Origin of the sequence: Maribacter sp. R77961, assembly GCF_044594925.1 — a bacterium.
Lineage (GTDB): Bacteria > Bacteroidota > Bacteroidia > Flavobacteriales > Flavobacteriaceae > Maribacter.
Map to the genome: position 1 here is coordinate 436,295 of NZ_CP138991.1, position 14,195 is coordinate 450,489.

General features: G+C 37.1%; 14 protein-coding genes. 11 read left to right on the top strand and 3 right to left on the bottom strand.

Translation table 11 applies throughout. The annotated features are described in order from the left end of the window. The first annotated feature begins 69 nt into the window (after window positions 1-69). The 10 genes from rpmB to SJY09_RS01760 all read left to right on the top strand — a co-directional run bounded on the left by rpmB (window position 70) and on the right by SJY09_RS01760 (window position 7,996). Window positions 70-306, top strand: coding sequence for a 50S ribosomal protein L28 (rpmB, locus tag SJY09_RS01715; protein ID WP_099574371.1), 237 nt, complete (start codon window positions 70-72; stop codon window positions 304-306). A gap of 21 nt (window positions 307-327) precedes the next feature. Continuing rightward, entirely contained in the window at window positions 328-510 is a 183-nt protein-coding gene (rpmG, locus tag SJY09_RS01720; RefSeq protein WP_099574372.1) for a 50S ribosomal protein L33, read from the top strand. A gap of 41 nt (window positions 511-551) precedes the next feature. Next, window positions 552-704: a DUF4295 domain-containing protein gene (locus SJY09_RS01725; protein ID WP_396637242.1), complete on the top strand. Its 153-nt coding sequence runs from the start codon at window positions 552-554 to the stop codon at window positions 702-704. A gap of 85 nt (window positions 705-789) precedes the next feature. Next, entirely contained in the window at window positions 790-1,752 is a 963-nt protein-coding gene (ftsY, locus tag SJY09_RS01730) for a signal recognition particle-docking protein FtsY (protein ID WP_396637243.1), read from the top strand. Beyond that, window positions 1,749-2,633 (top strand): DUF2911 domain-containing protein, encoded by an 885-nt coding sequence (locus SJY09_RS01735; protein WP_396637244.1) that lies wholly within the window; start codon window positions 1,749-1,751, stop codon window positions 2,631-2,633. Before ftsY ends, SJY09_RS01735 begins: the two co-directional genes overlap by 4 nt. Window position 2,634: 1 nt before the next feature. Next, window positions 2,635-4,311 carry an amidase family protein gene (locus SJY09_RS01740; RefSeq protein ID WP_396637245.1) on the top strand — a complete coding sequence of 559 codons (1,677 nt, stop codon included), beginning with the start codon at window positions 2,635-2,637 and terminating at the stop codon, window positions 4,309-4,311. 82 nt (window positions 4,312-4,393) lie between these two features. After that, window positions 4,394-5,305, top strand: coding sequence for a DUF6602 domain-containing protein (locus SJY09_RS01745; protein ID WP_396637246.1), 912 nt, complete (start codon window positions 4,394-4,396; stop codon window positions 5,303-5,305). 226 nt (window positions 5,306-5,531) lie between these two features. Next, window positions 5,532-6,101, top strand: coding sequence for a Crp/Fnr family transcriptional regulator (locus SJY09_RS01750; protein WP_396637247.1), 570 nt, complete (start codon window positions 5,532-5,534; stop codon window positions 6,099-6,101). 61 nt (window positions 6,102-6,162) lie between these two features. Next, complete coding sequence (locus SJY09_RS01755) at window positions 6,163-7,176, top strand: NAD-dependent epimerase/dehydratase family protein (RefSeq protein WP_396637248.1); 1,014 nt, start codon at window positions 6,163-6,165, stop codon at window positions 7,174-7,176. A gap of 334 nt (window positions 7,177-7,510) precedes the next feature. Continuing rightward, window positions 7,511-7,996, top strand: a complete 486-nt coding sequence (locus SJY09_RS01760; RefSeq protein ID WP_396637249.1) for a hypothetical protein — start codon at window positions 7,511-7,513, stop codon at window positions 7,994-7,996. A gap of 29 nt (window positions 7,997-8,025) precedes the next feature. On the opposite strand, the gene SJY09_RS01765 is transcribed toward SJY09_RS01760, so the two are convergent. Then, entirely contained in the window at window positions 8,026-9,120 is a 1,095-nt protein-coding gene (locus tag SJY09_RS01765; protein ID WP_396637250.1) for a serine hydrolase domain-containing protein, read from the bottom strand. Between the two features lie 124 nt (window positions 9,121-9,244). Here SJY09_RS01765 and rimO point away from each other — a divergent pair, with 124 nt between their 5' ends. Continuing rightward, a complete protein-coding gene (rimO, locus tag SJY09_RS01770; RefSeq protein ID WP_396637251.1) occupies window positions 9,245-10,549 on the top strand; it encodes a 30S ribosomal protein S12 methylthiotransferase RimO in 1,305 nt (434 codons plus the stop codon). Window positions 10,550-10,588: 39 nt separating this feature from the next. Here rimO and SJY09_RS01775 read toward each other — a convergent pair whose 3' ends face one another. Beyond that, window positions 10,589-11,806, bottom strand: coding sequence for a DUF3999 domain-containing protein (locus SJY09_RS01775; RefSeq protein ID WP_396637252.1), 1,218 nt, complete (start codon window positions 11,804-11,806; stop codon window positions 10,589-10,591). Further along, window positions 11,796-14,171 (bottom strand): DUF2339 domain-containing protein, encoded by a 2,376-nt coding sequence (locus SJY09_RS01780; RefSeq protein WP_396637253.1) that lies wholly within the window; start codon window positions 14,169-14,171, stop codon window positions 11,796-11,798. The genes SJY09_RS01775 and SJY09_RS01780 overlap by 11 nt, the downstream gene beginning before the upstream one ends. Window positions 14,172-14,195: the final 24 nt, after the last annotated feature.

The window sequence follows — 14,195 nt, forward strand, 5'->3', positions numbered from 1 at the left end:
AGGAGATTGTTGGCTGTAAGATAAAAATGATATAAATTTGCACCCTGTTTAAAAGAAAAATTCGACACAATGTCAAAAGTTTGTGAAATTACGGGAAAGAGAGCGATGTTCGGTAACAACGTATCCTTCTCTATCAATAAAACAAGAAGAAGATTTGACGTAAATCTTTCTAAAAAGAGATTTTACATTCCAGAGGAAGACCGTTGGATAACTTTAAAAGTCTCTGCAAGAGCTTTAAAAAGTATCAACAAGAAAGGAATCTCTGCTGTGTTGAAAGAAGCAAAAGCTAAAGGGTTAGTAAAGTAACCTTTAAATTTATAGATTACGATGGCAAAGAAAGGCAACAGAATTCAAGTAATTTTAGAATGTACCGAGCATAAAGAATCGGGACAACCTGGTACTTCCAGATACATTACTACAAAGAATAAGAAGAATACTCCAGAAAGGATGGAAATTAAAAAATTCAATCCAATCTTGAAGAGAATGACAGTTCATAAAGAAATTAAATAAGAATTCCACTTAGGTGGGTTTGATATAAAATATATTTAGCCATGGCAAAGAAAACGGTAGCGAGTTTACAGACCAGCTCAAAAAGATTAACAAAAGCTATAAAAATGGTAAAGTCACCTAAAACCGGTGCTTACGTTTTTGTAGAATCGGTTATGGCCCCGGAAATGGTAAATGACTGGATAGCCAAGAAGTAAGATAATTACTTTAATACGTTATTGAGCCCCTTTCTTTCGAAAGGGGCTTTTTAATTTTTATATTTGACCAACTATTGATTTTACGATGAGTTTATTTAAAAAGATTTTTTCAAAAGATAAGAAGGAAACCCTGGATAAGGGCCTAGAGAAGACCAAAACAAGTTTCTTTTCCAAGCTTGGAAAAGCGGTAGCGGGCAAGTCTAAAGTAGACGATGATGTTTTGGATAATTTGGAGGAGGTTCTTGTTTCTTCTGATGTTGGTGTGGAGACCACACTAAAAATTATAGAACGTATTGAAGCTCGCGTTGCCAAGGATAAATACATGGGAACCGAAGAACTCAATGACATTCTGCGTCATGAAATTGCAGGATTACTATCAGAGACCCATACCACGGAAGATGCCAGTTTTCAAATTTCGAAGGACAAAAAACCTTATGTAATCATGGTGGTCGGTGTCAATGGAGTAGGTAAAACTACCACTATAGGTAAATTGGCGCATCAGTTTAAAGATCAAGGTTTAAAGGTGGTTCTTGGTGCTGCGGATACATTTAGGGCAGCTGCTATAGACCAATTACAGGTTTGGGCAGATAGGGTAGATGTTCCCATTGTAAAACAGCAAATGGGTAGTGACCCTGCCTCCGTCGCTTTTGACACCCTTAGTTCTGCTGTTAACCAAGATGCTGATGTAGTCATCATAGATACTGCAGGAAGACTGCACAATAAGGTAAATCTTATGAACGAGCTGACCAAAGTAAAACGGGTTATGCAAAAGGTTGTGGACAATACGCCTCATGAAGTTTTATTGGTTCTGGACGGGTCCACAGGTCAAAATGCATTTGAACAAGCAAAACAGTTTACAAAAGCGACAGAGGTTACATCCCTGGCGGTTACCAAGTTGGATGGTACGGCTAAAGGAGGGGTGGTCATTGGAATTTCCGACCAGTTCCAAATTCCTGTGCGGTATATTGGAGTCGGTGAGGGTATTGAAGACCTTCAGGTTTTTAATAAGCATGAGTTTGTAGATTCTTTTTTTAATAGGAAAGAGTGAAAAAAATAGTCCTTCTTTTAGCAGTAGTATGGTGTGCTCAAGGGGTATCCCAAATAAATCACCCCAAGGCTAGTCCGTCTTCTACAATAGAACAGACTGTAGGACTTTCTAAAATTACGGTAGCATATTCCAGGCCCGCTACGCGAGGCAGAACAATTTTTGGAAATAGGGCAGATGGGCAACCTGGTTTAGTGCCTTACGGGCGTATTTGGCGTGTGGGTGCTAACGAATCTACTAAAATAACCTTTGACAATGATGTAAATATTATGGGCAAGCCCCTGTCTAAGGGTACGTATGCCTTATACGCTTTTCCCAAAGCAAAGGAATGGCAACTTGTCTTTCATAACAATACCAAGCATTGGGGAGATGGCAGAAACGCCTACGACCCAGAGGAAGATGCGTTACGCGTTAAAGTGAAACCAAAACAAACTTTGGGCTATCAAGAGAATTTTCTGATATCTTTTGATGCCATTACGCATAATGAGGCGGTACTATCCTTACTTTGGGCTACTACCAAAGTAAGTTTACCGATGACTTTCAACACCCGTGAGTTAATGGAGCAGCAGATAAAGGAGCGGCTCAACGATAAACCTACCGCACAGACCTATTATGAAATTGCCAGGTACTACCAGGAGCAGGGTAGTAAGCAAGAACAATCTTTAGTTTATTTGAACAAAGCAATTGAACTTGGTGGAGATACCTATTATTACCATAGGGTTAAATCTTTGGTAGAGGCAGAGTTGGAAGATTATAAAGTGGCCATACGATCAGCTCAAAAGTCACTTGAAATTGCGGATAGTTTGGGGAAGGACGAGTTTGTTCGTATGAACGGGAAGAATATTATAGATTGGAAAGAAAAACTAAAACAACAAAATGAATAACATGAAAAAAACATTCCTCTTTCTTTTCATATGCTTTGTGTGTTCGTGTAAGAACGATACGAAAACAGGTGAGAAACAAGTGCGTATTTGGGAGCCTTACAATGATTCCGCTGAAGTAGCGGCAAATGCGGACCATGAAAAAGGGAGAATGCAATACAAATTAATACAGTCCAAGGTATTGGATAAGAATGATGTTTTTCTTCCGCTGTACGATGAAATTTCTAAAATGACGGAGAAAGAATATGAATTCTTAAAACCACTGGTACTGGAACAGAACATGTTTTCGATTCGTAAAAGTATCGAAGGCGGACTTATATCGTATGAAAAGTTAGTGTTGTTCTACCTATACCGCATCTATAAATACGAGTTGGACAATACTACTACCTTGAATACCGTGATTGCACTGAACAAGGATGTAGTTGACCAAGCCAGGGAATTGGACAGGATGATGGATAATGGAACCGCGCCCGGTTCGCGTCACCCTATATACGGTATGCCTATTCTATTAAAGGACAATATTAATACCAAAGGAATGCGTACAACAGCAGGTGCTATTGCCTTGATGGACAATGAAGTAGAAGATGCTTTTATCGTAGAACGGCTAAAGGAGAATGGTGCGTTGATACTAGGTAAGGTAAACCTGAGCGAGTGGGCTTACTTTCTTTGTTCGGGTTGTCCGGTAGGTTATAGTGCTGTTGGTGGCCAGACATTGAATCCTTATGGAAGGCGTGTTTTTGAAACAGGTGGCTCCAGTTCCGGAAGTGGTACTGCGGTGGCGGCAAATTATGCTGTGGCTGCGGTGGGGACGGAGACCTCAGGTTCTATATTATCGCCTAGTAGCCAGAATTCGGTCGTAGGATTAAAACCAACCATAGGTTTATTAAGTAGAACAGGTATAGTTCCCATTTCAAGTACCTTGGATACGCCCGGACCAATGACCAAGAATACCATTGACAACGGTATTTTATTGGATGCAATGACTGGTTTTGACAAGGCCGACCTAAAAACGAATAAAGAACAGTATCCGGGGATTATTTCAGCAGGACTACACCCCACAAGTTTTAAGAACATGCGGTTGGGAGCCTTCTCCGCGCTAATGGAAAGCGATTCTATTTACAGAACAACTATTGAAAAATTAAAAACGCTCGGAGCAACTGTGGTGGAGTTTACGCCACCAGAAGTGCCTATGGACGGTTTTCTAAGTATTCTGAATATAGATATGAAAAACGATTTGCCAGACTATTTATCGGCGCATACCAATCCTGAAAAAGTAAACATCACATCCATAGCGGATGCGGTTGCTTTTAATGCTAAAGATTCTTTGGTAAGAATACCTTACGGCCAAGCGCTTTTCAAAGGTATTATAGCCGATGCTACCACAGCGGAAGGTTTAGCCGAAATTAAGACACGATTGGAAAATTCTGGGCGTACATTTTTTGATACTGCGCTAGACCAGCACAATTTAGATGCGATACTTTCCATAAATAATTACCATGCCGGTTACGCTGCAGTGGCTAAATATCCGGCTTTAACGGTACCTATGGGATACAAGACCTCTGGGGAGCCCATTAGCTTAACCTTTATTGGAAAACCGTTTAAAGAGGCACATTTGCTTCGTTTAGGAGCGGCCTATGAAAAGGAGTTTTCGAATAGGGAAATGCCTAAAGGCTATGAATAATAGTAGTAAAAGTGGGTAATAGTTTATAAGTGGGATAGCATCATTGATGTTATTTAATTGTTGTAAAACATTATAAAAAAATATGAATGCAGTTATTGGCAGTATAATAGAAAATTTAAGGTCGATACAAATTATATACGAGCCGACTGTTGAAATATTCAAAGGAGATAGAACTAATACAGGGGATTCTAAAGAAATATCTGTAAATGAATTTATCCAAAGCTACCTAACAAATGACTATCGGGTAAAAAAAGGAAAAATATATTCTTTAGATAGTGAAAGTGCTAATATCGACTGCGTTGTTTTAGCTCCTAATCATCCAAACTTGATAACACCAAAAAGAGAAGTAATACTTGCTGAAGGTGTATTTTGCGCTGTAGAAGTCAAACCTGATATAAGTTCACTTTCTAAAACTTCAGAATTTGTTCGCAGCACGATACAAATAAAATCTATTAAGAATCTTAATAGAAAAATAGATAGATTGAACCTCAAAATCTTAGGTAACAAAGACAAACCTGTATATTTCAATAAGATACCTGCCGTTGTTTTTTCAAAGAAATCTGCAAGTTTTGATAAAATAATTGAACACTTTAGAGAAAGAGTCAAAACGGATGAATTAAAAAAAGATGAACTTCCAGATATTATTTTTTCTATAGAAAATGGAGTTTTATTTTATTGTCCTCATTTCAAACATACAACTTATTATAACATGTTGAATGAGCCTCAAAAACTATTGTTTGATGAGGCCACTTTTATGCAAGTATGCTCTAAAGAAAATGAAGAACACATAAACCTCCTAATTTTCTTAATGATGTTCTTGAATCTTGAAAAACCTCATATTCCTATATCAGATTTCTTTATCAAACAATATTTCCAGAATTTAAACTTTAAGACTGATTATAAGTTTGTTTGCCTTGAAGGAGACGCCGAAAAATTAACGAATGACCCAGAGCTTGCTCTGAAATTAGCTGAACTATTGAAAACAAAAGAATAATGTTTTAAAACAAAACCTATAGACAATACGGGCTTCGGGCTTAATCACAGGGTTTACATATTTTTATGAAGTCGCTAAATCTTATGTCTCGAAGCTTCGGGATGGCCTTAAAAAAAGAAATAGAATTAAACAATAAGCTTTAGCTTCGTAAGCAGACAAAAACGAAAAGTTTACTTACCACTGCAATCCAATTAGTCATAAGGTTATATACTATTACCATACAACAATGGAAAATCTAATTAATTACATACAATCAAAAATTGCGCTAACTCAAAATGATATTGATTTAATCAAAAAACATTTCATTTCTGAACAAATTCCAGCCCAAACCAATCTTTTAGAAGCCGGGAATGTGGAGCGATATATTTATTTCTTAGCTACTGGTATCGTAAAAGGATATCAAAATATTGGCGGAAAAATTGTAGTACAGCATCTTGTAGCGGAACAGGATTTTTTCACATCTACAGAAAGTTTTATGACAGAAACACCCTCATTAGATTATTACGAAACGATTACTGCGTCTAGAGTTCTAAAAATATCGAAACCTGATTTTGATATGTTACAACAGGAAATAAAATGCTGGGCAATATTGGTCAAAGAGGTAACTAACGAACATTTGAGTTGCAAATTAGAACGTGTTAGGGACTTTCAAATTTTAACTGCAAAAGAGCGTTATCTAAAATTCGTAGAGCGGTATCCAAAATTGGCTTTAAATGTATCTATAGACAATATTGCTTCTTTTTTAGGAATGGAACCGCAATCCTTAAGTCGTATCAGAAAACAAATCGTTTCCTAACAAATGTTATTTCTAACCATGTAAAGGGTATCGAAATTTGCTCAAACAAAACTTAAGAACTATGAGCGAGGAAATTTCATTGGTAACCGGCGGAAACGGACATTTAGGAAATAACTTAATTAGACTTTTACTTTCCCATAAGCAAAAAGTAAGAACAACGGTAAGAGACAGTAAGAACAGGGAACCTTTTAAAGCATTAGCATGTGAAGTTGTTCAGGCTGATATTACCGACAGGGAATCGTTAAAAAAAGCTTTTCAAGGCGTCATCAACTTATATGCTGTTGCGGCAAATTTTAGCATGTGGGCAAAAAATCCAAAAGAGGAAATTTATGATACTAACATGCAAGGAACTCAAAATGTGTTCGATATTGCCAAAGAATGTGGTATCAAAAACATCGTTTACGTAAGTTCTGTAGCCAGTTTGGATTTTACAAAGTTGCCCGCCAATGTAAACAATGGATATAACAAAGACCGAAGAAATTGGTATTACAACTCTAAAAATGATTCTGATAAACTAGCATTGGAATTGGGAAAAAAATATGACATTAGAACTGTTCTTGTTTTACCTGCTGCTATGATAGGTCCTAAAGCCTTTAAATTAAGTTATTCCAACAATCTCGTATTGCAGGTTTTAAATGGAGAAATACCTATAGACACCAATATTACATTAAATTGGGTGGATGTTAAAGATGTAGCTTTAGGAGCGTATAACGCAATGAAAAAGGGTAGAAACTTAGAACGCTATATTTTAGCTAACGAAAAACATACTACGTTACAAGAAACCGTAAAAATAGCGTCCGACCTATATCCTGAACTAAAATTAAAAACACCAAAAAAGGTACCCAAATGCTTATTATATGCTGTTGCAGGTTTAATGGAATTCAGTAGTAAGATTACAGGAAAAGAGCCTCTTCTGCAAAGACATTACTTGGACATGTTTTACAACTTAAAACAAGATTATGATATTCGTAAATCAAGAGAAGAATTAGATTTTAACCCTAAACCTTCAAAAAAAGCTTTGGAAAGTGCTTTGAACTATTTGAAAACCGACTGGAAAAAAGAAAACCGTATATAAATAGGTGTCTTATGAACTACCACTGTCCTACCATAATTACAAAGCTTCTGAAAAAGAATTAGGACACTGGCAATAAAGATTTAGAATGGACAGCTTGCGTAAATAGCTGAACGAAAATCCAGCACACCTATCAATACTTGAACAATACGAGCTTCGTTCGTATTCGCCGAGTTTGCGTATTTTTATGAAGTCCGCAAAATCTTTGGCTCAGACGTTTCGGGGTCGCTTTAGAACAGAAAAAATAAAACAAAAGGATTTTGCTATTTGGATGGTAAAAAAAGCTGGTGTACTTCTATATTGCTCGTCCCTAAACCAGTAGTTGTAAACTTAAAAAATGGATTTAATAACAGATTGGTCTCGGATTAGAAGGCATTTCAATAAAAGTTTTAGCTCAAATTTTCATGTTTCCGTGGCCTCCGTAGATGCTGACAACAACCCAACAGTAACACCGATTGGTTCCCTATTTCTGAATGACGACCAAGCGGGATTTTATTTTGAAAAGTTTCCGTCTAAACTTCCAAAACATAGTAGAACCAATCCAAATATTTGCCTCTTGGCCGTAAATAGTAGTCGGTGGTTTTGGCTTAAAGCTTTGTTTAAGGGTTCTTTTGCCGATAATCCTGCCATTAAACTGTATGGTTCACTTGGGGATAGAAGAAAGGCCACAGAAAAGGAGATACGTAGATTGAATAGACGTATGAAAATGACGAACGGGCTTCAAGGAAACACCTATTTATGGAAGTCTATGGAGTTCGTGAGAGAAGTGAAATTTAATAAAGCGGAGAAAATTAATTTAGGAAAAATGACGAAACATTTATGATGCATTAGTGTAAATTCCAAGTTCAGAATTTAGTTCATTACTTCATTTAAAAGCCCCCAAAGCTCGTTATCAAAACCGGATGGTCCTAATGCTTCGTAACCCGTATCCTGTCCCATACGCACAACAACTAAGTTTTGACTAGGAACAATATAAAGTTTTTGGTCGTTTTTACCCAAGCCTGCGTATAAATCATCTGGTGCATTCGGCATTAATTCGGTAGTAAAGACCAGTTGTGACTGTGGAACCATAGCACTCTCTTTTCCGTTTAGCCACCATAAATAACCATAGGATTTATTTAAATCTTGTGAGGTATTGCTCATTGCGGAGACATAATCGGTATTTTCAAGAACAGGCGTACCGTTCCAGTTTCCTTGATTTAAATTCAACAGGCCAAAACGAGCCATACTTCTGGCGGTACTCCAGTACACATTGTTTAATCCATTACTTGAAATCCACGAGCCTCCCATTCCTATCGGGTTCTTTACTTTAGAAGTAAAATAGTCTTCAAATTCGGTTTGTGTCGCATTTGCCACTACATCTTGAATTAAGGTATACGGAGCATTATGATAGGCCCAACGCGTTCCTGCATCGGCCATATATGTTAAGCAGTCCGGTGTTTTGCAATCCCCTTGGGTATCATCCATACCAGAAGTCATGGTCAATTGATGCCAAACGGTAATAAGTACCTCTTTGTCGGAAGTTAAGCTTGTCCAACCTGCTCCCAAGTAGTCAGAAGTTTTATCGTTTAACCCTAAAAACCCTTCCTGTAAAGCAATGCCTGTTGTAAAGGCGGTCAGTGTTTTGCCCGCTGATGCCCAATACCAAGGAGTAGCTTCGGTATGGTCCCCAAAGTATTGTTCCAAGGCAATTTTACCATCTTTCAAGACAATGAAGGCTTTAGTGTCATTGGTTTCCAAAAAATCATATAGTTCCGCTTCGGCACTAGAATTCCAATTTAATGCTTCCATATCCAAGGTCTCCCATGCTGCTCCGTTTAGTGGAGGAAAATATAGCTTGTTGTTTTCTGTTGGTGTTTCATTATCCTCGAGAGTAACGGTGTCTTTAGAACATCCAATAATGAGGGTGAAAATGAATAGTAGGGCATAGGTTTTAAAACGTGTCATAAGAGTTGCAGTTTTAAGTAAGACGAGATAGCAATGCATTGGTTTAACGTTAAAATCAAAGAAATCGTGTGAAAGACAGCTAGTTCTAATGGCAAATCGTATTTTTGCAGCCCATTAAAAAGCTATGCGAACAAAAACGCTTAAGAAGAACAAAATCAACGTAGTAACCTTGGGTTGCAGTAAAAATGTGTACGATTCTGAGGTACTCATGGGGCAGTTGCGTGCCAATGATAAAGAGGTGGTGCATGAGGAAGAGGGTAATGTAGTCGTTATAAATACCTGTGGTTTTATTGCCAATGCCAAGGAACAGAGTGTAAACACCATTTTGGAATACGTTCAAAAAAAGGAGGCTGGTGAGGTAGATAAGGTTTTTGTTACGGGTTGCTTAAGTGAACGCTACAAGCCAGATTTGCAAAAAGAAATACCCAATGTAGACGAGTACTTTGGTACTAGTGAACTACCCAATCTTCTAAAAGCCCTAGGCGCTGATTACAAACACGAGCTTATAGGAGAACGATTAACTACCACACCAAAGAATTATGCTTATTTAAAAATAGCGGAGGGCTGTGACCGTCCCTGTTCTTTTTGTGCCATTCCTTTAATGCGCGGTAAGCATAAGAGCAAGCCTATTGAGGAGTTGGTTACAGAAACCGAGAAACTGGCAGCAAAAGGAGTTAAGGAGCTTATTTTAATTGCGCAAGATTTAACCTATTACGGACTGGATTTATACAAGAAAAGGAACTTGGCAGAATTACTTCAAGCTTTGGTAAAAGTAGAAGGCATTGAGTGGATTCGTTTGCATTACGCTTTCCCAACAGGTTTTCCTATGGATGTTTTAGAGGTGATGAAGAACGAGCCAAAAGTCTGTAATTACTTGGATATTCCCTTACAACATATTGCGGATAACATTCTAAAAAGCATGCGTAGGGGTACTACACAGGCCAAAACTACCAAGCTTTTACAGGATTTTAGGGCGGCAGTTCCTGAAATGACCATACGCACCACCTTAATAGTAGGCTATCCTGGAGAAACGGAAGAAGATTTTCAAACTTTGAAAAGTTGGGTAGAGGAAATGCGTTTTGAGCGTTTGGGTTGTTTTACCTACAGCCATGAGGAAAATACCCATGCCTATAATTTAGAGGATAATGTTGCAGAGGAGGTAAAGCAAGAACGCGCTAATGAAATAATGGAGCTGCAATCTCAGATTTCATGGGAACTCAACCAACAAAAAATAGGACAGACCTTTCGCTGTATTATTGACAGAAAAGAGGGCAACCATTTTATAGGTAGAACGGAGTTTGACTCTCCGGATGTGGACAACGAGGTTTTAATTGATGCCACCAAACACTATGTAAAACAGGGCGAATTTGTTAATGTAACTATTACCGAAGCTGCTGATTTTGATTTATACGGAGACCCAGTTCAGTAAAACTATTTTTATACGTTCCTGATATACCAAAAAGAATAGTTATCGCTGCTGCATCATCTTTAAGGTAAATCCTCCTAGAACCAGTATAATTATTCCCATAATAAGCCAAAGCCATAATTTGTTTTCAAATAAAGAAGCTTTTTTTGGAGCTGCTTTTTTTGGAATTTTTTCAGCTGCTCCAAGCTGCAAGGATTTTAAATTTTCGGGAAGCGTAAATCCGGTTTGTTGAATATCATACCTAGGTGTATAGGCATTTTCTTTTCCATAGGCTAAATAATAATTTGCTTCATCTTTTAAACGTGTTACTAAGGTGTATTGAAATCCCTTAGCTTCAGCACCTGTAATGTTAAGAGGTTCGTTGTCATAGTTTTGTATGTTTACGCGTAACTTTGAGGTTAATACAGGTCTAAAGGTGAATTCATTGGCATTAAAAGAAGTTAGTGTTCCGTTATAAAGGTTACGGTACGTATAGCGCCACCCCTTTTCAGTTGCTGTGCTATCTGCCAGATAATCTATTTTTATAGTTCTATAATACTCAATAGCATCAGTTACATTCAGTTTTAAAAAACTAACGGGTAGTCGTTTTTTAATCGCAATAGCAATACGGGTTTGTTTTCCTTTTTCTGATATTGCAAAATCCAAATCAGAATAAGAATTATAAACGGCAGGTACAATTTTGTCCGAAAGGAGATAACTCTTTAAAAGCTCTGGCTTTATAGCACTCTTTATGAATAGTCTAAAGAATTTAAATTTTGAATTCGGAAAGACAAGGTCCGTATAGCGGTACTGGGTTTGGGTATTTTGGATTGATAGAATCCTATAATCTTCGACTACGGTAAACCAATCCTTCTGGTTTTGACTTCCTTCTAATTTAACCTTCCAATCAAAGTTGGTATTTTTAAAATCGAGCTCAATTTTATTAATGGATTCGTCTACGGGTACTTCATAGGTAAAGTAGTACCCATTTGTATTAAAAGATTGATTTATAAGTTGAAATTCAACTTCTTTTTCAGTACCAGAGGCTTGGGATTTTTTTAGGATATACGGCGCTTCTATGGTATCTTTTGCAGTAATACCATAAATACGAATATCAGAAAATTCATCATTTAGCTTTGCGAATACATTATTAGGGAGTTCTATCGTGTGCCATGAATTTGTAATTCCTGTAAGTGGAATTTTTTCATCAAACGTATCTAATTGTCCAAAGGAATAGCAGCAAATTAGTAGAACAAGATAATAAGCAGATTTAATTTTCATTTTCTTCTGTTATAATATGTTTGTATTTGTTGTATAAGAAAGAGATAATAAGAAGTAGTATCCCAAGAGAAACAAAAACGATGGTCTTGGAAATCGTGTTCAATGAAGCAATATCATAAAAGAACAGCTTTATAAGGGTAATTCCAAAAAGCGCAATTGCTGAAATACGGAGGTATTTTTTCTTTTTCCACAGTCCTAGGATTATTAACAATAAGGAATAACTACCCCAAAGGATGCTAAGACCTAGTTTATAACTCTGGTCAGACCCGCTCATATCCATCCAATGGATAAGCTCACTACTCGCAATCCATAAAATAGCCGTGTGTAGTAATAGTGCAAAAGGGATGTTGAAGTTAATCCTCATAAAAGGCGCAACGGTTAATTTACGCACCATAAAGAGTAGAAGACCAAAAAACGCAATACAGATGTAGCGCACGGCAATCGTAAATGTTCCTATCGTATAGAATTCGGCCAATTCACCGCTCAAATAATTTTCTCTCATTTCGCTCAGTGCATATAGTCCTGTGGATAAGAAAAAGAATCCGGTCAATAACGCTATCACTAATGTGGTAATACCTAGAATCCTGTTTTTTATTTTATAAATGTTAACGAAGGCTAGGGCGGAGACGAAAAATAAGGTGTAATTCAGAAGCCAAGCAATTTTTAGTTGCGATAGGTTCTCGTTGTATTGAGAATATTCATAGGCGTCGTCCGTAGTAAGTGGTATTCTAGAGTTTTGATATAATTGTGTGAAATAATATTCAATTTCCAAATAAAACGAACAATACAGGACTAAAATAAAAATTGAAGGTATTGCTATGGACATTACCTTAGATACAAAACTTCTCTTTCCATCACCACCCCTGTAATTATTATTTATCCAATTAATAAATCCGGATGCGACAATAAACAAGGCCGAAGTTAAAAAAGTAGCGTTGCGTATAGGTTGAAGCGGCTCTTCGTCTATATTAAATGTAAACCCAGCATAGGCCAAAGCCCAATCTTGTGTTAGACTAAAGAACGCAATGACCACTAAAGGGTAGGACATGTACTCATAGGCCCTTACATTTTTGCTTTTCCCGATCCAGAATAGAAGTGCTGCTTCCATAGCCCATAATAGCGTAACCCAATTACCGTCTAATTGCACTGGTACGGCTATCGTGATAAAAACAAGTACTAAGCCGGCAGCGAGGTAAAACAGATTTTTATCACCAAGTTTCTTTTTATAGATAATTGTGGTAACTATGAAATGAACTAACGCATTGGCAAGAGTAAACACACCTAGTAATTCTTGACCAGATTCTTTGAACGATAGTAGTCCAAAGCCAAAACCGTAAAAAATGAAAGAATTCAATAAAAGCATAAACACATCCGAGGCTTTAAATTTTTCGGCCTTGATGAGTTTGTATCCTAAGAACGTAGCGTAAAAAATTAGGAAGAAAATAAAAAGAAACAACAGTGCTAACTGATAATGATTTTCTGATGTATAAGAAAAAGCTATCCAACCACTAAATATGAGCCATGTAAAAGCGAAGGCAACATAGTATAGGGCTTTCCAATATTTTTTTATGGATATGAATAAAATCCCCAGATTAATAATGGCCATATAACTAAATAGGACCATTGCATTACCAGAGTTGTTACTTAATAAAAAGGGCACGGCATAGGCACCGACCAATCCAATATGCGCAATGATTTGTTTGTTGTAATTTAATGCTGCTACTACACCGAACACGGTTAGAAAGACCATTAAAGTAAAGGCTATACTCTGCGGAAATAAGTCGTAGAAACTATAAGCGGCAAAGGTGATAAAGTACAAAATTGCCAAAGCTCCACTGACCAGTACGGCACTATAATTTTGGTACTTGGCCTTTAATTTAATTCCTATTGCAACTAGTCCTAATCCTACCAAATAACCCAAAATAATTCGTGTTAACGGACTTATGAGGTTATTTTCTATGGAGTATTTAGCACCTATGAACACACCAATTACGGTAATTAGAATGCCTATTTTATTAATGAGGTTCTCTCCAATAAATTTCTCCAGATTTGATTTGCCTTTCGGCTTTTTTATTGGTGCGGAAAACTTTTTAGAAGGAGCTTCAATAGGTGCAATTGGTTCTTTTTCAATTACCGTCTCAGCATGCTTTATTACAGGTTTTTCCTCTTTTATAATAGGGTTCTCTGGAGTAGGTACTTCTTTTATTGTAGGAGTTGTTTCAGTGATTGTTGATGGCACTTCACCTTGTAATACTTCTAAGTCTTTACGAAGTGCATTAACTTCTTGAGTAAAACTTTCTTGCTTTTTTGAAAGCAGTTCTAATTTTGCTAAAAGTGCTGCTAGCTGTTCTTGATTATCTGGCATAATGCTACAATTTAATCCAACCTC